Source organism: Halorussus ruber, assembly GCF_004765785.1.
In the GTDB taxonomy this organism is placed as follows: Archaea; Halobacteriota; Halobacteria; order Halobacteriales; family Haladaptataceae; genus Halorussus; species Halorussus ruber.
Genome location: NZ_SBIT01000002.1, coordinates 424009 through 447447 on the forward strand (window position 1 = coordinate 424009; position 23439 = coordinate 447447).

Consider the following 23439-nt stretch of genomic DNA (forward strand, 5'->3'; position numbering starts at 1 on the left):
GGACGCCTACACGCCCTTTAGCGGTTCGGTCTCGGCGAAGTAGGCGATCTGTGCTCGTTGGAGGAGTCATCCTCCGCCGAGAGCCACCGTCAACACGTGATACAGCGCGAAGCTAACGGCGGCAGCGCCCGCCATCGACCCGACCCACGCGGCGACCGTGTATCCGGTTTTCGCGCCCGAGACCGATCCCGACCCCTCGATCCATCCGCTCCCGACGATGCTCGACACCATCACCTTGTTGAACGAAATCGGGATGCCGAGCGTGATGGCGACCTGCGCGACGAGGAAGGCCGGGACGAGTGCCGCTATCGAGCGGTACGGACCCATCGCGGCGTACTCGTTCGAGACGGCCTGAATCAGTCGAGGTGCGCCGGTCCACGCGCCGAGGAGGATTCCGAATCCGCCGAGACCGAGCAGCGCGAGCCCCGGCACGCCGAACTCCGAGGTCGCCACCGTCTCCAGCGGTCCCGTGGCGAGGCCGACCTGACTCCCGCCGCTCGTGAACGTGACCAACAGTCCGAGTCCGACAAGGAACTGCCGGATTCCCCGGGTTTCGGACCCGGAAACCATGACGTAGACGAGACCGCCAGCGATGGCCGCGAACACCACGCTCACTGCGAGCGTTCCGACCGTGAAAGTGCCGAGGAGGGACCGCACCGGGAGCGATACCGACTCGGCGATGGTCCGGGCGAGCGTGGCGGGTCCGCCGTCGGGCGACGGAAGGAGCGTCAATCGAACGTTCGCAACGACGAACCCGACCACGGCCGCGAGTCCGGGGACGGTCACCGCGTCGGGAACGTCGGTTCGGACCAGCAGGTAGGCGGTGGCGAACGCGAGTCCGCCCTCGACTATCGGAATCGAGAACCAGAACGCGAGAATCCGGCCGTAGGTGACGAGCGCCAGCGACCCGCCGAGCGCGAGTCCCACGCCGATTACCGCTCCGGTCACGGTGAACGCCGCGGGAATCGGATAGCCGGTTCTGACGCCGACCGCGATGAAAGAGGCGGCCGTCAGCAACGCCGCGGCGGCCGCCGTCGTCGTGATGTGGGTACCGTCGATGAGGCCGGTCCCGATAGTGTGCGAGATACTGCCACCCTGCGCGACAGCGCCGAGGCTGGCGACGATGCCGACCAGCAACGCGCCCCGGAGAACGCTGAGCGCGTTGGCACCGACCGCCGGGGCGATGGGCGCGGAGTTGCTGTTGGCTCCGACAGACCACGACATGAACAGACTGGCGACCAGTGCGACGCTGAGGAGGAGAAGTGGGTCCACCAAGGCTATCGAGAGGCTTGGAAACGTCTCGGTGTTAACCGCTACGGTTTCGATAGCCTCGCCGCGCGTTCGAGCGGCGGCGCGACCGTCGTAACTTTTACCGGGTGACACGATTCTAGTCCTCGCGTGGTCAACGACGACTACTGGGGAGTGACGGAGGAGACGTCTCCCACAGACCGTCTCGTCGTCAAGGAGACTGTCGCACCGGACCTGCACCCCGAATCGGAGCAACTCTCGGTCTACTCCACGGTCACCTCGGGAATCTCCACCGCGAAATCGCTCCTCCCGACCGAACGCTGACGATTCGTCCTTAGTCCTCGAACTTTTTATCGGGGCGCCCCCACCAATCACTCGCACATGGCGACCGACCGAGAGCAGGCGGACCCCCTCTCAGCCTTCCGGCAGTTTCTCGCCCTAGAACGCGACGTGCTCGTCCTCTCGCTGGCGATGTTCGCGTTCAGCCTCGGCTTCCAGATGACCGGGCGGTACATGGGTCGGTACCTCGAGTTTCTCGGCGCGGGAAGCCTCGTCATCGGTCTCTACGGGAGTCTGGGCAACCTCATCGGCGCGGTCTACCCCTACCCCGGCGGAGCCATCTCGGACCGGGTCGGGTCGCGGACCGCGCTGACCGCGTTCGGACTGGCCTCGACGCTCGGCTTTCTGCTGTGGTTTCTCGCGCCCGAGTTCGAATTCCTCCCGGTTCCGACGTGGGCGTGGATTTTCGCGGGGCTCCTGCTTGCCCAAGCGTGGAAGTCGTTCGGCCTCGGCGCGACGTTCGCCATCGTCAAGCAGAGCGTCCCGCCCGAGGAGTTAGCGACGGGATTCGCCAGCACCGAGACCTTCCGCCGGACCGCGTTCCTCCTCGGTCCCCTCCTCGCGGCGGGCCTGCTGGCGGTCTACGAGTTCGGCGTCGGCTTCCGGTACGTGCTGGCGGTCGCGGCCGGGTTCGGTCTGGTGGCGACCGTGGCCCAGCACCTCCTCTACGACGCCAGCGAGGACTCGTTGGGCAAGTCCTTCGAGGGCGTCGAGCAGGTGCTGTCGGACCTCCGAGGGATGCCCGCGGTCCTGCGACCCCTACTGGTCGGCGACACGCTGGTCAGGTTTGCGAACGGGATGATTTACGTCTTCGTCGTCCTCGTGGTGACGAACGTCTTGGAGGTCAGCGCGACGCTCCCCGTGGTCGGCTACCTCGGCCCGGACGCCTTCTTCGGGGTCCTGCTGGCGGTCGAGATGGCGGTCGCGCTGGTGGTGATGATTCCCGTCTCGAAGGCGGCCCGCCGGTTCGGCCTCAAGCCGGTCGTCGCACTCGGATTCGTCGTCTACGCCGTCTTCCCGGCTTTGCTGGTCAACGCGCCCGAGGGCGGCCTGACCGTCGCCGGTATTCCGCTCTCGGAGACCGCGCTCGTCACGCTCCTGTTCGGGGTTTCCGGGCTTCGATTCGCCGGTCTGCCAGCGCACAAGGCGCTCATCGTCGGCCCGGCCGAGGAGAACGCAGGGGGTCGGGTCGTCGGGTCGTACTACCTCGCGCGGAACGCGGTGGTCATCCCGAGCGCGGCCATCGGCGGGTGGCTCTACGGCCTCTCGCCGGGCGGGCCGCAGTTGGCGTTCGGGCTTGCGACCGCGATTGGACTGGTCGGGACGGGGTACTTTCTCGCGTTCGGGAAGGAGCTACCGGCCTATCAGTGACGGCGACGTGACTGCTCGGAGACGCGCTCGCGCTGTCGGCCCGCGTACAACAGCGACCAAACGAGAAACAGTGTGCCGAACCACCCGACCGCGACGAAGACGAGCGTGCCTGGCGGAATAGAGACGACCATGCGTCAACCGAGAGCGCAGAGAGACTTTCCTATGCGCCGGGTAATTCGAGAATCGGCGTCACAAACTTGCCGAGCTCGGCGTCTCGATCTGTGCTGTTCCCGACAGCCTCAGTTCCGCCACGGCGAGTGACTGGCCGAAGGAACACTGACCGTCGTACTTTCTCGCGTCTGGGAAAGAACCGCCTGCATATTCGTAGCGTCGTCATTCGGTACTGAGCGGTCAGAACGGAAAGGAAGTATGTTCCCTGACTCAGACTCCCCACTGGCATCGCCAGTGAGTCGCCCCTGCCAGATGTGACGACGTCCGAGATTACCGTGTGACCGAACATAATAGTAACGGTTAGATGGAGGCGTATCGGAGATATTTTTGTTATCGACTATATAGCTACGCCTGCCGGGATGGTAGCCCCTGTCGAATCGTGGCGAAACCCCGGTCGAAGAGGAAGTATGTTCCCGGACGACAACGAAGACGACCAGGCAGTACCCGAACGGCTTCTCAAGTGGGTTCGCGTAGTGGCTTACGCCCTCATGGCGGCCTACTACGGAGGGCGAGTGATTTTCCTCCAAGCCGAGTAAGGAAACCGAACCCGGTTCTTTCTTTCTCGCGTGTCGTCCGGTAAACACAGTAAAACGGCTTGCAAGCCTGGAAGCGTTCCCGAACTCCTTTCACCGACCCGAGAATACCGACCGACAGATGTCCTTCCGCGCCTCCTTCGCCGACCTCCGAGAGTTCGACCGGGCCGTCTTCGTCGTGGCCGCGGCGCGGTTCGTCAACGTTCTCGGGTCGGGCATCGTCTATCCCTTCGCCACGCTCTACTTCTACGGCGAGGTCGGCATCGCGTTCACGCTGGTCGGTACCGGCCTGTTCGCCAACAGCGTGGCCACCGCGGGCGGGAACGTCGTCGGCGGGTACCTCGCGGACCGCTGGGGTCGCAAGCCCGTGATGGTGACGAGTATGGCGCTGTCGGCCCCGACGCTGGCGGCCTACGCGCTGGTGACGACTGCACCTGGATTCATCGCGGCGGCGACCGCGGCGGGCCTCGCGGCCGGACTGTTCGCACCGGCGAGTCAGGCGATGGTCGCGGATCTGACCCCGGACGCCGACCGCGAACAGGCCTACGGACTCCTGAAGGTCGCCAGCAACGCCGGGTTCGGGTCGGGATTCGTCGTCGGCGGCGTCCTCTACGGCATCGCCCAGACCGCCGTGTTCGTCGCCGACGGCCTGACCAGCGGCGTGGTCGCAATCCTGCTCGCGGTCGCACTTCCGAGGGTCGCGGCGGCGGGCGAAGAGACCCCGGCGGGCGCTGAGAGTTCGCTCGCCGCGACCCTCCGAGAGTGGAGTCGCGCGGTCACCCAGCCCACGATTCTGGCGCTCGCGGTGCTGAACGTCGGGTTCGCAATCGCCTACGCTCAGATGCAGAGTACGGTGCCCGTCTTCGCCGAGGAGACCTTCGGCCTGACCAGCGAGCAGTTGGGCACCCTCTACGTCCTGAACCCGCTGGTCATCGTCGTCTTCCAGATGCCCGCCGTCGCGTGGGTCAAGGCGTGGCGGCGGACCCGCGGCCTCGCGCTCTCGGCGGGGTTCTGGGCCGCGAGTTTCGTCGCCATCGTGCTGGCCCAAGGCGCGCCCTTCCTCCTCGGGGTCGGACTCGTCGGCGCGTTTCTGGTCCTCCGGACCGTCGGCGAGATTCTGCACGCGCCGCTCATCACCGCGCTGGCGAGCGACGCGGGCACGGTCGAGGAGCGCGGGTCGCAACTCTCGGTGCTGGAGGTCGCCAAGCGACTCGGGTTCGGCATCGGCCCGGTGGTCGGCGGCGCGTTTTTCGACTACGGCGTCGAGGGACTGCTCTGGCCCGCGCTGGTCGGGATGAGCCTCCTGCTTGGGGTCGGCGTGCTGTCGCTGGAGCGGCGGGTTCCTCCGTCTGCGAACGGTCGGGGTGAGGCGGCGGACCGAGGACTCGATGGCTGATATTCCTCACCACTCCGGCGCGCGCGAGCAACGTGCGCGAGGTCTTCGTGAGCGGAGCGAACGAAGGCTCGGCAGAGCGTGTCTCTGCCGGCGGACGAGTGACGATTCGGAAGACGAGCGAAGCGAGTCTTCCGGAGCGAACGAGGAGGCTGGGGAGGACGAGGTGCGGGGCGGTGCTGTGCGGTCGCGGTGATTCCTGTGTTCGAGCCCGAAGCTAGTTACCTCGACTCTGAGAATCATATATCGGTGTTAAACATATATGAATACATGTGAAAGACAATAAAACAATTCTTAGTGCCAAAAACCGACGCGCCTTTCATCCGGCGCTCCTAACCTCCGAGCGTGTCAGAGAGCGTCCCCGACCGGCCGCGAGCCAACTTCGCGGCGGCGCTAAACGTCCGCCAGAACGCGGTTCGCGGGTTCGCGTTCGCCCTGCTCATGACCGCGACGGTCCTCGCGCTGTTCGTCTTCCTGCCGGGGACGCGCCAGCCGACGCCCTACTATCTGGGACTGGGATTCGTCCTGCTCACGACGCTGGGCGCGCTGGCGACGACGGTGCTGACGCTCGTGTCGGCGTATCGGCTGGCGAAGGAGGAGGGACTACAGGACGGACCGCGACTGGACGAGCGCCAGTAGGAACCTCCTCGGCGCGATTCCGTCGATACAAAGTCCAGACGCGGATACGTTCGCCACTATATTCAGAAAGTAAACATTAACTCGGTCCCGGAAGTCGTGTCGGCTATGCGAGAGTACCTGTATCTGGGCGCGGCTATCGCCGCCGAGGTTACCGGCACGACCGCGCTCAAATTCTCGGACGGGTTCGAGAACGTTCTCCCGACGCTCGTGGTCGTGGTCGGCTACGTCGGGTCGTTCTACCTCCTGAGTCTCACCCTCCAAGAACTCCCGATAGGCCTCGTGTACGCGACGTGGTCCGCGGTGGGTATCGTGGCCGCCGCGCTCGTCGGCGTCGCGTTCTTCGAGGAGTCCATCGACCTCGCCGGAGTCGTCGGCATGGCGCTCATCGTCGGCGGCGTCCTCGTCCTGAACCTCCTCTCGGAGTCGTACTCGCCAGCGCACTAGCGGGAAGAAACTGCGAAGCCGACCGCTCTACTCCGCCGAGTACTCCGACCCCGTCAACTCCGCCAACCGCTCCGCGCCCGACCGGGTTCCCTTGGCGATGAACACGTCACCTGCGCGGAGTTCCGTCTCGGGGCCGGGCTGAATCACCCAGTCGCGCTCGCCGTCGGCCGACCGCCGGACCGCGATGACGCCCATTCCGGTCTCGGTCTTGACCGCGCGGTCGCCCAGCGTCACGCGGTCGAACTCGCTGTCGGGCGCGACCGTCAGGCGGACGATGACCTCGTCGCTCTCCTTGACGGCCTGCTCGACGACCGGGTGGGTGCCGAGACCCCGGAGGACGCCCTCGCTGATTTCGACCGCGGCGTCGCTGATGACCTCGGTGGCGTTGGCCAGATGGACCAGTCCACGGAGCGAGACCGGGTCCTCGACGCGCGCCGCAGCGCGGAGCGTCCACGCCTCGAAGCGCGACTGGAGGGCGTCGACCTCGGCTTCGAGTTCGACCACCTCCTCGGCCACCTCCTTGCTGTCGAAGAGGACGCTCCCGTAGGCCAAGTCCACCGCGAGTTCGCTGATGTTCTTCATCAGGACGATGGAGTCCACGGCGCGCTCCAAGTCCTGAATGCCGGGTTCCGGCGGATCCGGCGGGTCGTACTCCTCGCCGGTCGCGCGCCGGTAGAGGTCCGCGATGCCCTCCTCGGGGCCGCGGAGGAGGAGCGTGTCCTCGGCGCGAAGGTCGGTATCGCGGTCGGGGTTGGTGAGCCAGTCGTCCCCGCGACGGATGGCGATGACGCGCACGCCGGTCTCGGTCTCGACGTTCAGGTCGCCGAGGGTTCGGTCCGCGAGGTCCGAGGTATCTGTGACCTCCGTGCGGACCAGCGTCTCGACCGCCTCGGGGAGCGCGGCCCGCATCGCCTCGGGCAGGCCGATGTCCTCCAAGACGACCTTGGCGATGTCGCCCGCGGCGTCGCTTATCTTCTCGGCCGCGCCGACCACGCCCAGCACGGGAGCCAACTGCTCGGCGTCCTCCGGGCTTCTGGCGGCCATCAAGAGGCTCATCCGGGCCTGCATCTGCAGCACGTCCATCCGGGCTTCGAGGTCCAGCACCTCGCGGGCCACGTCGTCGCTCCCGTTGAGGACCGCGGAAAACGAGAGGTCGATGAGGAGTTCGGCGGTGTCTTTCATCTCCGCCAGCACTTCCTTGACGCTGACGGGCTCGTACTCGACTTCGCCGCCGGACGGGTCCATGTCGGAACGTTGTACGTCTCCCGATAAAAACGTTCGTAGATGGTTGAATGGCGGGCGTTCGTAAGAGGAAAGAAAGATAATGCTTTTCCGGTCTTGCCGAGAAGTATCAGGGTATGTCAGAAGAGGTCAAGAAAGGGTTGGAGGGCGTCGTCGTCGCAGAATCAGCACTCAGCTTCATCAATGGCGACGAGGGTCGTCTGATTTACCGCGGCTACGAGATCGAAGACCTCGCGCAGAAGGCGAGCTACGAGGAAGTGCTGTATCTGCTCTGGCACGGCGAACTCCCCACCGAGGACGAGCTCGCCGACTTCTCCGAGTCGATGGCCGCCGAGCGCCAACTCGACGAGGACGTTCTCGACACGGTCCGGAAACTCGCCGAGGCCGACGAGGAGCCGATGGCCGCGCTCCGGACCGCGGTGTCGATGCTCTCGGCCTACGACGCCGACGACTCGTCGTCCGAGCCGACCGACCGCGAGGTCAACCTCCGGAAGGGCCAGCGCATCACCGCGAAGATCCCGACCATCGTCGCGGCGTTCAAGCGCATCCGGAACGGGAACGACCCGGTCGAACCCCGCGAGGACCTCGGCCACGCCGAGAACTTCCTCTACATGCTCAACGACGAGCAACCCGACGAAGTGCTGGCCGAGACGTTCGACATGGCGCTGGTCCTCCACGCCGACCACGGCCTGAACGCCTCGACGTTCTCCTCGATGGTGACCTCCTCGACGCTCTCGGACCTCCACAGCGCCATCACGAGCGCGGTCGGCACCCTCGCCGGACCGCTCCACGGCGGCGCGAACGCCAACGTGATGAAGATGCTCAAGGAACTCGACGAGAGCGGCAAGGACGCCAAGACGTGGGTCGACGACGCCCTCGACCGCGGCGAGCGCATCATGGGCTTCGGCCACCGCGTCTACAACGTCAAGGACCCCCGCGCGAAGATTCTCGGCGAGAAGAGTGAGGAACTCGGCGAGGCCGCGGGCGACACCAAGTGGTACGAGATGTCGGTCGAAATCGAGGAGTACATGAAAAACGAGAAGGGGCTGGCCCCGAACGTGGACTTCTACTCCGCCTCGACCTACTACCAGATGGGCATCCCCATCGACCTCTACACTCCCATCTTCGCCATGTCCCGCGTCGGCGGGTGGATCGGCCACGTCCTCGAGCAGTACGAGGACAACCGCCTGATTCGGCCGCGCGCGAAGTACACCGGGTCGAAGCAGGAGAACTGGGTCCCCATCGAAGAGCGGTAAATAGAACGCCTGTTTTCGATTCTCTTTTGCTTAGTCGTTCAGCTCTGAGTACCCGTCAACTGATTCTCAGCAATACTGTTCCGACTCCTCCGGGAATCCGTGGAAGAGTACTTTCATCGATTCAGAAAGACGATTCCGCTGGCTTTCGGGGAGCCAGCACCCCACTACACCAACTGCATTCGTGACTATATCGCCTACAAATGTAAATTGTCGGGTAGAGAAATGAGAAACGTCTCTATCGCTACGAATAGCTACTCCGAGTCGTCGTCATCCGACTTCCGTTTTTCCACGAAGTTGATTTCGTATCCTTCGTCGGAGTCCTCTTCTTCATCAGCCATGTTCACATTTCAGTCGTCGTTATACAAGTATCTTCCGTAGGATAGAGAAACTACGACCAGTAAAACAATCACGTAGTCCAACGACGGCGGGAAGTTCCGAATTATCGTCCGCGGAACGAGCGCGGCAAAGAGAAGAATTGCCGCCGCGGAAGACCATAATGCGTTTCGGAAGTGCTTGACCTCAGTATCGTACGAAGACTTAGAATACTCGACCATTTTCTGGAAGGCAATCATGAGATTGCGATAATGCTCGACTCGGCCTCCCTCTTCTTCCACAAGCCGGTCGATTTGGTCTGCCGCTCCCGAACCGATACCATTCGTGAACTTGCGGGGGCGATATACTTGGAGACAACAGCCAAGGGAAAGTAGTAGTGCCCCAGTTCCGGCAAGTACTAACGGAACACCGGTTATTTGCTGCGAGAGACTTGTCGCTGAAACCACGATACTAACCGCAAGAATGTCGATTTTGGCTAGGTCTATCGCTCGTTGATTGAGTTGGTGTTGGTCCGACAGCTGGTTCTCAACTGTGTTCTGAAGTTCCTCGTACCCGGTTCGATAGATTTCCGATTTCTCGTCGTCGTTCATCCGTAGTAGTCTCTGAACACGACATGCTTCGTTGCTGAACGCACTAACCCGATATTTGATAAATCTGCATCAGTATAGTTAAAATTGACTATTTATGCATCCTCCACACTCCCCCGCTCCTCCATCATCTCGGCCGCCTTGTCGGCCCATCCACCCCACCGGAACCCCGCTGCGACCACCAGCAACGCCCACGCGAAGTACAACACGATGCCCGCGTAGACCGCCTCGACGCCCCATCCGAGGCGCACGCCGAGGAGCCACGGAAACCCGACCATGAAACCGAACATCCCGGTGGTCCGGGCGACGAAGGGCGTCCGGGTGTCGCTTCCGCCCTGCAAAGCCCCCGAGAGGACGACGTAGAGGACGAGGAGGGGCGAGGCCAGACCGTAGACCCGAGCGAAGTCCACGGCGTAGTCGAGGGTCGCGGGGTCGTCGGTGAACAGGCGAACGAACCACTCCGCGCCGAAGAAGAGCGCGAGGCCGATGGTGCCGACCGTTACGAGGCCGAGTGCCGAACTCGCCCAGCCGTCGAACCGGGCGCGGTCCGGGTCGCCTTCGCCGAGCGCCTGCCCGACGACGACGCTGGCGGCGACGTGGTAGCCCCGCGAGAGGGGACTCGTGACCTGCTGGTGCATCCGGCGACCGATTTGGTAGGCGGCGTTGACCTCGGTGCCGAACGCGAGTAGGATGGAGTTGAAGGGGAACTCGGCGATGGTCGCCGCGAGGCCCTCGGCGATTCGAGGCGCGCTGACCGACAGCAGTTGCTTGGCGATGGTGGGGCTGGTCGGCCGGGCGAAGGAGGCGTCGGCCCATGGTCCGTGAATAGCCGCCAGCAGTGCGACCGCGGTGAACAGGTTGCCGAACGCGGTGGCGACGCCGATGCCGACGATTTCCCACCGCGGGAAGGGACCGACGCCGAGGCCGAGCGCAATCGTCCCACCGATGTTGAGGAGGTTCGAGACGACGTTGACGTACATCGGCGTCCGGGTGTCGCCGGTTCCCTGAAGCGAGCGGGCGGCGATGAGTGCGACGTGTCTGGCAGGCGCGGTAGCGAAGATGACCGCGAGGTAGGTGCCACCCATCTCGGCGACGTTTTCTGGTGCGCCGAGGAGGGCGATGGCGTCCGTGCCAGCGAGAAAGCCGAACAGGACGAACGGAATCCCCGCCAGAGTCCCGACGAGGAGGGCCTGCGTGATGGCCTCGTCGCGGTTCGCGGTGGCCTTGGTTCCTGTGTCGTCGGCGTCTCCTCGGGCCTGCTCCGACGCGCCGGTGTCCTGACTCGACAGGGCGATGGCTCCGCTTCCGAGGCCGAGACCGATGCGGAGCGGGAGGCGGGCGAACAGGTCGGCGAGGCCGATGGCCGCGACCGCGGCGGGCGAGAACAGGCCGGTCACCACGATGTCGGTGGTCCGCATCAGCGTGCGGAGGACCTGCTCGGCCATCACGGGCCACGACAGCGAGAGGACGCGCCGCCAGACCGCGAACAGGCGAGTACGGACGGACTCGGCCCGGCTAGTCTCGCCTCGGCTGGACTCGGCCATGCGTGGTTCGCTCGTGCGACGGAATCGGGTTTAGTGTATCGGAAATCGTGAGTGGATCGGCCGTCAGCTTTACGTCAGACATCTCCGTGTGCCATCCGTCAGACATCGGTCCGACCCCGACGCATTCCTGCGGTTCTACTTTCACTCCGTCCACGGTGGCTTTAAGTGTCTGCCGTGACAGCGTCTAAGTGCGCGTCACACGCTTCGCGCCCACTTCCCCCTTTCCCCCTGTTCCAACTTCGGTAGCGACGGCTATCGCCTGTGGCAGTCGTGGTCGTCACGACTGTTTGGTAAACTGTTAATGAGGCACCGCGATTAGTTCGAGCCATGATAGAACTCTCGGACGTTCTCGACGCTCGGGTGCGAGTCGAGGAGACGGCCCGGCGGACGCCGCTGGACTACACCCACACGTTCTCGGACATGACAGGGGCAGAGATGCACCTGAAGCTGGAGACCTTCCAGCGCACCGGGTCGTTCAAGATTCGGGGCGCGACGAACCGCGTCAAGACGCTTTCGGACGACGAGAAATCTGCGGGCGTCGTCACGGCGAGTGCGGGCAACCACGCGCAGGGCGTGGCGCTGGCGGCGACCAAGAGCGGCGTGGACTCGAAAATCGTGATGCCGGAGAACGCGCCCATCTCGAAAATCAAGGCGACCCGCGACTACGGCGCGACGGTGGTCCTCCACGGCGACGACTACGACGAGGCCGCCGAGAAGGCCCACGAACTCGAAGCCGAGGAGGGCCGGACCTACGTCCACGCCTTCGACGACGACATGGTGATGGCCGGGCAGGGCACCATCGGGCTGGAAATCATCGAGGACCTTCCGGAGGTCGAGACGGTCGTGGTCCCCATCGGCGGGGGCGGCCTCATCGCTGGCGTCGCCACCGCCATCAAGGAGCAGAAGCCCGAAGCGCGGGTCATCGGCGTGCAGGCCGAAGGGGCCTCCAGCGCGGCGACGTCGCTCGACAAGGGCGAGGTCCACACCCTCGACTCGGTGGACACCATCGCCGACGGCATCGCCACCCGGAAGGTCGGCGGCAACACCTTCGAGGTCATCGAGGAGCGCGTGGACGAGGTCGTGACGGTCTCGGACTCGGAAATCGCCATCGCGGTCACCCACCTCCTCGAACGCGCCAAGACGCTGGTCGAGGGTGCCGGGGCGGTCCCCCTCGCGGCGCTCCTCTCGGGAGCCATCGAGTACGACAAGGACGAAGTCATCGTGCCCATCCTCTCGGGGGGCAACATCGACATGAACACCCTCACGACGGTCGTGATGCGCGGACTGGTCGAGACCGGCCGGTACGTCAAGGTCCGGACCGTCCTCAAGGACCGCCCCGGCGCGCTCGACGACCTGCTGGACGTGATTTCGGCCCAGCAGGCCAACATCTACGGCATCCAGCACGACCGGACCTCGCGGGACATCGCCATGAACGCCGCAGAGGTCGAGTTAGACCTCGAAACCCGCGGCCGGGATCACGTCGAGGAACTGCTGTCTGCGCTCCGCGAGGAGGGCTTCGACGTGGAAGTCATCGCGTAGTACCGCGATTGCGGCCGAACCGGCCTTCGGGCGCTCGGTGGAACAGCCACCAGCGAACGCTCGGTGGAACAGCCGACAGGTCGCGCCCGGCGAACCAGCCGAATTCCTGGTGGACTGAAAGGGCGAGCGGGGTTCGCGGGCCGACAGGCCCGTGGTCGTCTCAGCGACCCCTATCCGGAGCGAACGAAGTGAGCGAGGAATATGTCGCTGAGCGACCGTCACGCGAGCGGAGCGAGTGTGACCTCGGAAGTCACAGCCCGCGCAGGCCGAAGGCCGAGCAGGAATGTCTTCCGGCGGCGAACCGCGCGAGGGCTTTCTAAACGCTACTTCTCCGATTCTACTGACGCTCGGAGAATTCCGCAGGCCGTGTCGAAGAGTATCGAGAACTCACGAACGATTCCACTCAGTCGGTCCCGCCTACGTTTAAGTGCCATAGCGCGAATGATACGTACATGAAGCGAATCATCAGCACGCAGGACGCGCCCGAGGCGGTCGGCGCGTACAGTCAGGCGACGACCAACGGCGACATGGTCTTCACCGCGGGCCAGATTCCGATGACGCCCGACGGCGACCTGCTGGACGACGAGGAGATCGCGGTCCAGACCCGCCAGAGCCTCGAAAACGTCAAGGCCATCCTCGAAGAGGAGGGCCTGACGATGCAGAACGTTCTGAAGGTCACCGTCTTCCTCGACGACATCGACGACTTCGACGAGATGAACGAGGCCTACAAGGAGTACTTCCAGGACAACCCACCGGCCCGGAGCGCCGTCGAGGCGGGCAACCTCCCGAAGGGCGTCGGCGTCGAGATCGAGGCCATCGCCACCAGCGAGTAACGTGGCGCTGAAGGTGGACGTGCGCCCTAGAGTGAAAGCCAGTCTCCTCTGGGGACTGGTCGGCCTGTTCGCGTTTCTGGTCGCGCTTCAGGGGTACGAACTGGCAACGGGGTACCGCTACGCCCTGACGGTCAAGTTCGGCGTAGCGCTGGCCGTCGGCGTCGGCGCGACGGGACTGGCGTATCTGGCCGAGGGCAAGTTGTTCGGGTAGCGGGCGGCCGAAAGACAACTGGTCATTTGCTTCGGCATTGTTCTATTAGGGCAGGGAAATAAGATTGTGTCTCTTCTGCGGAGGGGTTCGCGCGGCCACGCACGGAGCCGTCGAGTCGCGGCTCGTCTTCGACGCGCCGCTCGCTGCGAAAGAAAAGGGAAGGGTTTAAACGCACGACGGGACTACCTTCGCATGAGCCAGGATGGCCGAACGGTAAGGCGCACGCCTGGAAAGCGTGTTCCCTTACGGGATTCAGGGTTCAAATCCCTGTCCTGGCGTTGTTCCGTTAATTATACCGCGAGCGCCTCGTGAGTTCACGACGTCGTGAGGTGGGAAGTGGAGAAAGATAGCTTCGAGCACCGACGGAATCCACGGCGAACCGCCTATACTTCGACGTACAGTTCGCCGTCTTCGACAATCGTGTCGTAGGTGGGGAGATTGTACTTGGTCGGAGCGACGTGCTCTCCCGTTTCGAGTTCGTACTCCCATCCGTGCCACGGGCAAGCGACGGTCGGTACGTCCGAGTCCTGTGATAACTCCCACGCGTCTTTACTCTTCGTCGAGTCGAGCGGATTCAGCATTCGGCCCTTGCACATCGGTCCACCCTGATGCTGACAGTAGTTACTGATGGCGTAGAATTCTTCGCTCCCCCTGAAGATAGCGAGACTCTGTCCGTCGATATCCACGAGCAATCGGTCCCCCTCTTCCATGTCGTCTACCGACGTGACGTGGTAGACCGTGGACTCCGAAGACGAATCGCCCCGTTCCGTGTCGTCCGTCGAAGCGTCAGTCATGTTGGTCGATGTCGAAAACGTCCAGGGCCGTTTTCCCGGCGATCTTTTCTCGCTCTGCCTCCGGAAGTCGTTGCAAACGATTCATGACGTCTTCGGTGTTGTCGAAGTCGAAGTGGGGGTAGTCGGTCGCAAACATCAGGCTGTCCGATCCGACGAGTTCGACCACGTACTCCACGTATTTCTGCTCTTGGACGGCTTCGAACGGCTGAGAGCTGAAGTAGAATTGGTCTTCGATATACTCGCTCGGCATCTTCTCGAGCATCGGCGCATCGCTACGGTGGTTGAGATACTCGTTGTCCAGTCGCCGCATCATGAACGGAATCCACCCGACACCGGCCTCCTGCATCACGATTTTTAGGTTCGGGAACTCGACCGGAATCCCCTGTACGATCATATCCGCGAGATGGACCATCTGTTGCATCGGGTGAAGGGTCGCGTGACACGTCAGATTCCGGCTGAACTCTTGGAAGAGTTGTGGAAAAGCGGTCATTATCGTCGTAACGGCGTTGTGCATCACTATCGGCAGTCCCGCCTCCTCCGCGGCCTCGTATATCGGATGATACCGGCGATTCCCGAGGGGCGGGTGAACGCCGCCGCTCGGAATTCCCACGCTCACGAACTCGTCCGCGTCTTTTCTGTCTCGTATCTCGGCCGCGGCGGTCTCGGGGCGCTGTGGCGCTACCAGTATCGAGCCGTAAATTCCCTTCTCCGAGTCGAGAATCTCGTTCGATGCCCACTCGTTGTACGCGTTCGCTAATGCGGTCGCAAATTCGTCGTGATGGACACTACCGAGATGCATGCAGTTGGACGGCTGGATGAGCGCGTAGTCAATATCGAACTCGGCCATCGCGTCGCTGACATCCTCCCGGGTTTGCACCTGCCGCGGAGACTGCTTGCCCATTCGGTCGGGAGCGAACCACCCCGCTTGAGGGAATGGATCCCGGTACTCCTCGCCGTAGTCGCGCTCGTACAACGTCTTGTACGGGTCTACGAGATACGGTACGAGATGTTCCATCCCCTCGTTGAGGTGAAAGTCCGTGTCGAAAACGATGGGACCGTCGTTGTCTACTTCGCCCATACGCAATCAAGTAATCTAGCTCATTATAAATTAAACGGAAATAGTCATTTATTAATAGATTCAAGTTTTGGTTACAAGGTCGGAGGATAGACTCGAAGTCACCAGCAGTTATGAGAGACCACCGAAACGAGCAGGGTCCCGCCGTTCTTTCACGTCCGCTAAATCGGCGTCTTCGCTGATTTCTTCAAAATCGACAGCCATATATATCTAATCAAGTTATGGGAGGAGTAAAGCATATGTCCATCGGTGCGTTCAGAATGCGTACTTTTCGCCCCTTGAACGCCAATCCGCGTTATACATCACGTAGATATAATATTCGTCCTCACGGCGTGTTCCGTAATTGCGACTGTATATCAGAGAATGCATCCACCATGTCAGCACCAAAGGGTTCGATGGTTTTCCATAGTCAGCGTCCGCGTGAAGATGCAACGACACGGAGTGCTGGCCGTCTCTGGCCGACGCATCGGTCGAAACCGATACGTAGCGATGCCGAGTCGGACTTTGTTATCGCCCCTCGCGGAGGAGACAGATGAGTGAGATAGAAGAGTTCCCGAAGGAGAGTACAACGGGCTATCCCTCTCTCTGGCGGAATCCGGACTTCCTCAAGTTCCTCTCCGGGGAATTCATCACGAACCTCGGAGATAGCCTCTATAGTGCCGCTATCCTCTGGTTGGTCTTCCAGTTGAGCGGTTCGACTTTCCTGACCGGCGTGGCAAACTTTCTGTTGCTCCTCCCGTGGCTATTACAGTTCGTTGCCGGTCCCATCATCGACCGATTCTCGATCAAACACGTTCTGGTGCTGATGCAGTTCGTGCAGGGGATCACAATCCTCACGCTCCCTGTTGCGAAGTACACCGGCCACCTATCTGTCGGACTCATCCTCGCAGTAATCCCGGTCCTCTCGCTGATGACGCTGGTACTCTCTCCAGTCCAGACTGCTCTCGTCCCCCGAATCGTCACCTCCGACAGACTCTCAAAGGCGAACTCGACGCTCGCGACGGCTACGCTCGGACTAGATACCGTCTTCGAAGCGTTCGGCGCACTCCTGATTCCCGCCTTCGGCGCGATAAAGCTGTTCGTCGTGGATTCGCTCACGTTCCTCGTGTCGGGTCTACTGTTTCTGGGCATGACTATCCCGCGGGTAGAAAATAGCGACGAGGAGTCCGAAGAGTCCGAAGAGTCCGAAGAGTCCGAAGAGGCGGGTTTCTCGGGGTACGTCAACGACCTGCGGGAGGGAATCTCCATCCTCCGGGGAACGGTCTTCGTGGATATGATGTTTACCTCGGCGGTATTTCACTTTGCGCTGGGTATGATGCTCGCAATTCTCCCGGCCTTTGGTTCGCTACGCGGCGGGCCAACGATGTACGGACTGTTACTCGGAGCGTTCGGCGTCGGGCGGATGGTGGGAACGGTAGTTGCTCCCCGACTTGAATCCGTCCCGTACGGTCGGTGGAAGGCGGTTGCGTACGTCATCTCGGCCGCCCTCTGGGTCGGCTCCGTGTACTCGTCGTCGACGGTACTCACCGTCGGACTGTTCGGTCTCGCGTGGATTCCGGCTGGCGTCAACGGCGTACTGGTCTCGACACTAAACCAGAGGGTGTTCCCCAAAACGATTCTCGGCCGTATCTCCTCGGTCAAGGGTACGGCGTCCACGGCCACCTTGCCGGTCGGGTCGCTGGTCGGCGGATTTATCGCCAACTACTTGGGAACGCCGACGACGATGGGCTTGGCAGCGTTCGGCTTCTGCTTTACCGGCGTCTTCTTCGCGTTGCGGCCGTCCCTCCGCGAGCTACCCGCAGTTCGGAACGCCGACCGGTCGGACTTCAATATCGGCGATATGAGAAGCGCGGACGACTGATTACGACACGTGAGTACCGCCCAATCGAGAAAAGACTCCTCCCCTAGTCGTCAAAGACGTTCCGTACCTCGGACGTCGTCGGGTGTTCGCCAAACTTCTCTTTGTGGAAGTACTCGGCCATGTCGAAGTCCGCTTGTTCGTCGATGTCGACAGCTTCGATTTCGTCCATCTCGTAGAGTTTTGGGCTTTCACCGATTCTATTGTCCTTCTTGCGGAAAGACGACTCGGAGAAGAAATACATGTTGCTGTTCTCCTCGTAGAGCGGTTCGAGCTTTTGTGTCATCGTCAGCCGTTCGTCGTTGACGTGATTTATCGGGGTTTGGTCTTGCGACCAGAAGAATTTCCGATGTGGAGTCACACTAAAGAGAGAATCGAAGTCCTCGGCGTTGCGAAACTCACGAAAGGCGTCCTCGATAGTTCTCGGCGAGAGCAACGGATTCGTACAATGGGTTTGGAGATACCAATCCGAGTCTGTCTGGTCAATATCGTATTCGATTATCCGGTTCATAGAAACCTCGTCTCCCCGAATCCGTTGCGGTCGCTCGTGGACTGTGACGTCGAAGTGTTCACGTACTCCCTTGGAGATTCGATCTGAGTCCGTGTTTACGATGATTTCGTCGATAGTAGGGGTCATCTCTAAAGTCGTTAGAATCCAGTAGAACAACGGACGGCCGTTAAACTCCTTGATATTTTTACCAGGAATGCGCTCGCTGTGTCCCTTCATCGGGACGAGAGCGGTCAGCGTATCGGACATAGGCACTAAACTGTACTTCCTACGTTTATTTTTTCCGGTGTAAATATAATAATATAGCTGTGGAAGATACAAGGATTCTGTGTAACTGTCTCGGTTCGTCACCTACAATGACTCGAAATGCAGGCTTCGAGGGAGATTCTTCTCGGCCAGCGACGATACCGCCGGGCGGCACGGATTGAACTCGGCCAGTAAATTGGGGTAGAATCGCATCACTACTTACTGGACTAACACTATGTGTAATCAGCAATCTTTATGCAAACAGACATCACCTAATTACAATTATGAGTGAATATCCTAAAAGCACGTCAGAAGTTCCAAACAGGACTCACGACGTCGTGTATCGCTCTGACGACGAGTACTGCGCGTTCCCGTTCTTGGGAGGGCTATGGAAGTTCGGTGACGGGGAAATCCTGACAGCGTTCTTCACTATCGACTGTGATTACTCCGTCAGGGGGCAGGGAGAACACGAGCGATTGGGACGATTCGGATCGATACGAGGGATGCGAAGTTTCGATTCGGGCAGAACGTGGGTCGAAGACGGCGAGATAGCCGACCTTCCAGAAGTCGCCGACACCGTGATGTTCGGCTTAGACGCTCGACCGACGTCGTTCGATTTGAACGACGACGAGACGATACTCGCAAGTTTTTCGGCCCCTCATCAGGAGCCAAGCCACAACCATCCGTGGTTCATGATCTCGAATAATAAGGGTCAAGAGTGGACGAGGGCGTTTCCTTTCCCGAAGTTCGAGTTCAAGTCCGTGTACGGCCAGCCAAATTACGTAACCAGACCTGATGGAGCGTGCCTGCTGATGATGCCCGTCATCAGGGACGACCTCGACCACGACCAGCAACGACCTGCTGTCTTCGCTTCGTTCGACGGAGGGAGTTCGTGGAGTTTCCTGTCGTTCATCACCGAAAAGCGTTCGTACGGGATGATCCATCCGTCCCCATTGGTATTACCGGATGGGACGATTCTAGCGGCGGTCCGCGCGAATCCCGAGTCTGATACCGCTTGGACGGAGATTTATCAGTCGGAGGACAAAGGCCGTTCGTGGTCGAGGTTGTCACGACCGAACGACCACGGTGCGCCGGGGACGCTCACCTTATTAGACGACGGGCGGATTCTCCTCGTGTACGGGTACCGAAAGCCGAGCTACGGAGTCAGATGTAGAATCAGCGAGGATGGTGGGAAATCGTGGGGTAAAGAGTGGATTATTCGGCAGGGTGGCGGAAGTGTCGATTTAGGCTATCCGCGGACTATCCAGCTTTCTGATGGGAAGGTTCTCACCGTGTACTACTTCAACGAGAAGGAAGCCGAAGTCTCACTCCGAGGAACGGGGGTTCGGTACATCGCTTCGACCATCTTCGAGGCCCCCTCGTAACTACTCAGGTCTCGCAAAGATAGTGTAAGTGGGTATCTCTGCTTGCCTGCTGATGGGCGGATCACCTTTTCTTCGACACCACTCCATGGGGTAGGTTCGGTGATTACCGACGAGCACGTCATAGTCGTTCTCCTCGAGTATCTCGTGAATCTCCTCGACCTCGGCATCAAAGTGTGAGAGGAAAGCAGGATGTACCTCCACGAAAACGATTGGGTTTTCTGTTGCGACCGTCCTGCGGAGACCTTGTAGCGCTCTGACTTCCAGTCCCTCGATATCTATCGTAACGACGTCCGGTGCCGGATTCGACCGAGTATACGAGTCGATTGCTATCGTTTCTCCGTCCCCGTCGCCGACAGGACTCCGATTCAAGGTGGCTTCGGGATGGTTCTCAGAGCATATTTCCGCTCGTTGCTCGTCAATCTCAAAGAGGTGGAGGTTCTCCTGGGGCACGGAGACCGACCGAGCTACAGTCCCGTTGTATCCGAATCCAGCCCCGATATCGTATAGAACGTCATCGGGCTCCAGAACAGCGGCCAGTGTGTGAACGAGACCCGGCTCGTATCCACCGAACGTTTCGGTCTTACTCGCTAACAGTCCGTCCGAGTCCCTGGAAATCTGCATCGCTACTTCGCCGATTGGGGTCTCGAAGGAAACTTCCTTTGTCTGGATTGAATTCATCCGTCCTACGTGATAAAGGAGTGGCTCGTATGTCGTAATAAAGTTGTCGTCTATTCAGTAATATCCGAGTACTTAGTCGGAAGAGCGAAGCAACCCGGAGTATCTGTATGAAAAGAGAAATGATGAGCGAGGAACACGTGGTCGGACAGAGCAGATGTGTCCACATCGAGTTGGGTTGATACCTCTATTTAGAGTTTCGAGCATTAGTTTTATTAATTAAAGGCGTGACGTAAGAATCGGAGTTCAACATGTCCAAAGCAGAAACTCCTGACGTGGAAGAGCAGATCGTCGACGAAAAGGTCCAGAACGCAGACGAAGTCTCCGGCGTCGAATCCATCGAAATCAAAGAGATGAAATCGATGAACGCCGGCGAGTCCTACTAATCCCGGACCGACGTAGACCACTTCTTTATATTTGATACGCGACTGCCTCAGTACTGGCAAGTACGTCACGAATGAGCATTACTGGCTGACAGGACAATCGGTCAACCCTCTTTTTGGATGACCGCTCCTCCCAAGACTAACACGTCGAGTTCCGTCGAGAAGAAGTCGTCCAGAGCTTCCATCGGGGTATTCACAATCGGTTCGCCGTTGTCGTTGAAAGACGTGTTGAGGAGTACCGGAACGCCGGTGAGGTCGCCGAATTCGGTGAGTAGTCGGTGGTACCGAGAATTGGCGTTTTCCGTAACTATCTGCGGTCGCGTGGTCTGGTCCGCCGAGTGAATGACTGCCGGGATATCTTGCTTAGCTTTCTCGGTCACGTCGAACGCCCGAATCATGAACGAGGCCTGATCGGCATCTACGAGGTACTCGTCGGCCGCGTCGGCGGTCATCGAGGGAGCGAACGGTCGCCACTGCTCGCGGTGTTTGACGTATTCGTTGATGGCGTAGCGCGATTCCTCGGTTCGGGGGTCCGCGAGAATACTACGATTCCCGAGGGCGCGTGGCCCCATCTCCGTTCGGTGTTGGAACCATCCGACGAGAGCGCCATCGGCGATTAGTTCGGCAACGACTCGTTCTAGTTGCTCGGGTTGCGTGTATTTGATTCCCTCTCGCTCTAGTAGTGCCGTAATCTCGTCGTCGGAGTAGCTCGGTCCGTAGTAGACGGTCGACATCGGTTCGACGGAGGTCGGGTCCTCCCCTACGAGGCCCGCACCGAGTGCCAGTCCGGCGTCGTTTGCGACTGGTTGGATGAACGTGTCGGCTACCGATTCCGACTCGATAATCTGCTTGTTCATTTTGCAGTTCAGGACGACACCGCCCGAGAGCGATACGTTCCGACAGTCCAGTTCTGTACAGTACTCTTCGACGATACTCGTCACGGTGTTCTCGAGGAACTTCTGAGCAGTATACGCGAGGTCCCTCTCCCATTGGTCGAACTGCTCAGTACACGTTTTGCGAGGCCGGTCAAACCAAGATTCGAGTCGATTGAGACCGGCCCGCACTCCCGAATCTGTCAATCCAGTTACGTCGTAATCGACTCCGTCGCTTACGTGCTTGTAGAGTTCGTTCTCGATCTGTTCGTTTCGGTTTCCGTACGACGCGAGTCCCATAACCTTCCCTTCGCCGTTCCCGTAGCGAAACCCGAGATACTCTGTGATAGTCCCGAAGAACTGTCCGAGACTGTTCGGGTACTTATACGTTCTGACGCGTTCAAGGCCGCGTTCAGTTCCGTGCCAGACGACCGTTGAGTCCGTTTCCCCACAACCGTCGATTGTGAGAACAGTCGACTGCTCGAACGGGGAGAGATGGAAAGCACTCGCGGCGTGACAGGCGTGGTGGACGCGGGTCGTGACCGGAGGAAGTGGCTCACTCCCATCAAGTTCCCGAAGTTTGGCTTTGACTTCGTCTACTGCGTCGTGCCACAGCGAGAGATACTGGTCGACGACACCCAAGAGGTGGGACACCTCGTCGGGGTCGGTTTCCAACGCTATTTCTCGCTTGTAGTTCGCAATCACGAAGTCCGTATCCAGCCAGAGGTCCGGGTCGTACGGAAGGATAATCTCGTCTAGTTCCGAAAGCGAAACCCCGACAGCCTCTAAACACGACTTGATTGCGTGGTACGGGAAGGTGTTTTGGGCGTGTTTCTCCCGGGTCAATCGCTCCTCTTCGATTCCGTATACCGGAGAATTGCCTTCAAAGATGACAGCAGACGGGTCGTGATCGCCGAATCCGTGCTTCGCAGGTTTAAAGGCCAGCTTATATTCCACCATGAGTACAATTAAGCTGAATCAAATTATATATTTATTCCGTTTATTCAAATCACAAATATCGCTTCGGTTCTCGATAACTTCATCATCGTCAGTCTGTGAAGAGACGCGTACTGTCCGGAGCACACGTCTGACGGTACCAATCAGGGTATCTAAATCGACAGTCGTGCCGACGTCTCGTCGCTGGCTAATCCCGTGGCGGCACCGAGGCGTTGATTCAGTCGGAACCGAACGATTTCGGCGAAGGTTTCCCGATTGAATCGTCGTGTACTGATTGCAACGAGCGTATCTCGAATAATATCGAACGGCATTCGAGCGTACTCCAACCAGCGCTCGTAAGGACTTCGAACGCCGAGCGCAACGTCCGCACACGCCTCGCGTTCGAATCGGTCGTAGATACCGTCAGTCGACTCTTCGTGAATGTGATAGACGCACGCCTCGGCCTCGTACGCGATTTCGTATCCTCGATCCATGAAATATTTCGCCCACTCTATATCTTCGTGGGCGACCAGCGATTCGTCAAACTCGTGATTTTTCCACAGGTCGCGTTTCACGGCGGAACTCGCGTTGTTGGCGAAATAGTCGGGCGGTCGCTGACGGCGTGACTCCGAGGGGAACAGTTCGTCGAACAGCCGTTGTTCAGGGAATTTAGTAGGCTCGCCCCCGGTCTGATTTGTGTACGTCATCGCAACCGACGGTTCACGGAGCGGCGCGACGATGCGTGCAAGCCACGTTTCGTCGGTCGGAATAGCGTGGCCGGAGAGAAAGACGACGAAGTCACCCTGCGCTTTGCGACAGCCGACGTTGAGTGACCGTCCGTAAGTGAACTTCTCCGGGGAGAGATGAACCGTCCGGTCCACGAACGGTTCGGCGAGTTCGACGGTCCCGTCGGTTGACCCCGAGTCGACTAGAATCACTTCGTAGTCATCGTACGCTTGATTAGCGACCGAACGAAGCACTCGGTCGATGTACTTGCGTTCGTTGTAGGTACGAACCACGACAC

At 60.5% G+C, this 23439-nt stretch carries 23 protein-coding genes and 1 tRNA gene; 14 read left to right on the forward strand and 10 right to left on the reverse strand.

The genetic code is table 11. The annotated features are described in order from the left end of the window. Nucleotides 1–66: 66 nt before the first annotated feature. Nucleotides 67–1275 carry an inorganic phosphate transporter gene (locus EPL01_RS09270; protein WP_135824979.1) on the reverse strand — a complete coding sequence of 403 codons (1209 nt, stop codon included), beginning with the start codon at nt 1273–1275 and terminating at the stop codon, nt 67–69. A 123-nt stretch (nt 1276–1398) separates the two neighbouring features. On the opposite strand from EPL01_RS09270, the gene EPL01_RS21555 reads away from it, so the two are divergent. The 6 genes from EPL01_RS21555 to EPL01_RS09290 all read left to right on the forward strand — a co-directional run bounded on the left by EPL01_RS21555 (nt 1399) and on the right by EPL01_RS09290 (nt 6138). Beyond that, nucleotides 1399–1572, forward strand: a complete 174-nt coding sequence (locus EPL01_RS21555) for a hypothetical protein (RefSeq protein WP_168215851.1) — start codon at nt 1399–1401, stop codon at nt 1570–1572. 57 nt (nt 1573–1629) lie between these two features. Then, nucleotides 1630–2958, forward strand: a complete 1329-nt coding sequence (locus EPL01_RS09275; RefSeq protein ID WP_135824980.1) for an MFS transporter — start codon at nt 1630–1632, stop codon at nt 2956–2958. A 578-nt stretch (nt 2959–3536) separates the two neighbouring features. Then, a complete protein-coding gene (locus tag EPL01_RS22430) occupies nt 3537–3665 on the forward strand; it encodes a hypothetical protein (protein ID WP_281275352.1) in 129 nt (42 codons plus the stop codon). 118 nt (nt 3666–3783) lie between these two features. After that, complete coding sequence (locus EPL01_RS09280; RefSeq protein WP_135824981.1) at nt 3784–5058, forward strand: MFS transporter; 1275 nt, start codon at nt 3784–3786, stop codon at nt 5056–5058. Nucleotides 5059–5400: 342 nt separating this feature from the next. Next, nucleotides 5401–5694: a DUF7536 family protein gene (locus EPL01_RS09285; protein ID WP_246045656.1), complete on the forward strand. Its 294-nt coding sequence runs from the start codon at nt 5401–5403 to the stop codon at nt 5692–5694. A gap of 105 nt (nt 5695–5799) precedes the next feature. Beyond that, the gene (locus tag EPL01_RS09290; protein ID WP_135824982.1) at nt 5800–6138 is read left to right on the forward strand and encodes a DMT family transporter; all 339 of its coding nucleotides are present in this window, start codon (nt 5800–5802) and stop codon (nt 6136–6138) included. A gap of 27 nt (nt 6139–6165) precedes the next feature. On the opposite strand, the gene EPL01_RS09295 is transcribed toward EPL01_RS09290, so the two are convergent. Beyond that, the gene (locus tag EPL01_RS09295; RefSeq protein WP_135824983.1) at nt 6166–7383 is read right to left on the reverse strand and encodes a potassium channel family protein; all 1218 of its coding nucleotides are present in this window, start codon (nt 7381–7383) and stop codon (nt 6166–6168) included. 113 nt (nt 7384–7496) lie between these two features. On the opposite strand from EPL01_RS09295, the gene citZ reads away from it, so the two are divergent. Then, a complete protein-coding gene (gene citZ, locus EPL01_RS09300; protein WP_135824984.1) occupies nt 7497–8636 on the forward strand; it encodes a citrate synthase in 1140 nt (379 codons plus the stop codon). Between the two features lie 347 nt (nt 8637–8983). On the opposite strand, the gene EPL01_RS09305 is transcribed toward citZ, so the two are convergent. Together EPL01_RS09305 and EPL01_RS09310 are read right to left on the reverse strand one after the other, a co-directional pair. Next, entirely contained in the window at nt 8984–9559 is a 576-nt protein-coding gene (locus EPL01_RS09305; RefSeq protein WP_135824985.1) for a hypothetical protein, read from the reverse strand. A gap of 92 nt (nt 9560–9651) precedes the next feature. Beyond that, nucleotides 9652–11001: an MATE family efflux transporter gene (locus tag EPL01_RS09310; RefSeq protein WP_135825033.1), complete on the reverse strand. Its 1350-nt coding sequence runs from the start codon at nt 10999–11001 to the stop codon at nt 9652–9654. A 426-nt stretch (nt 11002–11427) separates the two neighbouring features. Between EPL01_RS09310 and ilvA the strand changes: the two genes are divergently transcribed. The 4 genes from ilvA to EPL01_RS09330 all read left to right on the forward strand — a co-directional run bounded on the left by ilvA (nt 11428) and on the right by EPL01_RS09330 (nt 13961). Next, entirely contained in the window at nt 11428–12639 is a 1212-nt protein-coding gene (ilvA, locus tag EPL01_RS09315) for a threonine ammonia-lyase (protein ID WP_135824986.1), read from the forward strand. Nucleotides 12640–13091: 452 nt separating this feature from the next. Continuing rightward, the gene (locus EPL01_RS09320; RefSeq protein ID WP_135824987.1) at nt 13092–13472 is read left to right on the forward strand and encodes a Rid family detoxifying hydrolase; all 381 of its coding nucleotides are present in this window, start codon (nt 13092–13094) and stop codon (nt 13470–13472) included. Nucleotide 13473: 1 nt separating this feature from the next. After that, on the forward strand, nt 13474–13683 hold the full coding sequence (locus tag EPL01_RS09325; RefSeq protein WP_246045657.1) for a DUF7981 family protein: 210 nt from the start codon (nt 13474–13476) through the stop codon (nt 13681–13683). A gap of 196 nt (nt 13684–13879) precedes the next feature. Further along, a tRNA-Ser gene (locus EPL01_RS09330) sits at nt 13880–13961 on the forward strand. 105 nt (nt 13962–14066) lie between these two features. On the opposite strand, the gene EPL01_RS09335 is transcribed toward EPL01_RS09330, so the two are convergent. Both EPL01_RS09335 and EPL01_RS09340 read right to left on the reverse strand, forming a co-directional pair. Next, nucleotides 14067–14477: a Rieske (2Fe-2S) protein gene (locus EPL01_RS09335; RefSeq protein ID WP_135824988.1), complete on the reverse strand. Its 411-nt coding sequence runs from the start codon at nt 14475–14477 to the stop codon at nt 14067–14069. After that, nucleotides 14470–15555, reverse strand: coding sequence for an amidohydrolase family protein (locus EPL01_RS09340; protein ID WP_135824989.1), 1086 nt, complete (start codon nt 15553–15555; stop codon nt 14470–14472). The genes EPL01_RS09335 and EPL01_RS09340 overlap by 8 nt, the downstream gene beginning before the upstream one ends. A gap of 529 nt (nt 15556–16084) precedes the next feature. Here EPL01_RS09340 and EPL01_RS09345 point away from each other — a divergent pair. Further along, nucleotides 16085–17413: an MFS transporter gene (locus tag EPL01_RS09345; RefSeq protein WP_135824990.1), complete on the forward strand. Its 1329-nt coding sequence runs from the start codon at nt 16085–16087 to the stop codon at nt 17411–17413. Between the two features lie 43 nt (nt 17414–17456). On the opposite strand, the gene EPL01_RS09350 is transcribed toward EPL01_RS09345, so the two are convergent. Beyond that, complete coding sequence (locus EPL01_RS09350; RefSeq protein WP_135824991.1) at nt 17457–18167, reverse strand: acylneuraminate cytidylyltransferase family protein; 711 nt, start codon at nt 18165–18167, stop codon at nt 17457–17459. A 281-nt stretch (nt 18168–18448) separates the two neighbouring features. Here EPL01_RS09350 and EPL01_RS09355 point away from each other — a divergent pair, with 281 nt between their 5' ends. Beyond that, entirely contained in the window at nt 18449–19549 is a 1101-nt protein-coding gene (locus EPL01_RS09355; RefSeq protein WP_135824992.1) for a sialidase family protein, read from the forward strand. Here EPL01_RS09355 and EPL01_RS09360 read toward each other — a convergent pair whose 3' ends face one another. After that, nucleotides 19550–20227 carry an FkbM family methyltransferase gene (locus EPL01_RS09360; protein WP_135824993.1) on the reverse strand — a complete coding sequence of 226 codons (678 nt, stop codon included), beginning with the start codon at nt 20225–20227 and terminating at the stop codon, nt 19550–19552. A gap of 248 nt (nt 20228–20475) precedes the next feature. Between EPL01_RS09360 and EPL01_RS22435 the strand changes: the two genes are divergently transcribed. Continuing rightward, nucleotides 20476–20610, forward strand: a complete 135-nt coding sequence (locus tag EPL01_RS22435; RefSeq protein WP_281275353.1) for a hypothetical protein — start codon at nt 20476–20478, stop codon at nt 20608–20610. A gap of 101 nt (nt 20611–20711) precedes the next feature. Here EPL01_RS22435 and EPL01_RS09365 read toward each other — a convergent pair whose 3' ends face one another. Both EPL01_RS09365 and EPL01_RS09370 read right to left on the reverse strand, forming a co-directional pair. Beyond that, nucleotides 20712–22439: a carbamoyltransferase family protein gene (locus EPL01_RS09365; RefSeq protein ID WP_210424107.1), complete on the reverse strand. Its 1728-nt coding sequence runs from the start codon at nt 22437–22439 to the stop codon at nt 20712–20714. Between the two features lie 149 nt (nt 22440–22588). Beyond that, complete coding sequence (locus EPL01_RS09370) at nt 22589–23434, reverse strand: glycosyltransferase family 2 protein (protein ID WP_168215852.1); 846 nt, start codon at nt 23432–23434, stop codon at nt 22589–22591. Nucleotides 23435–23439: the final 5 nt, after the last annotated feature.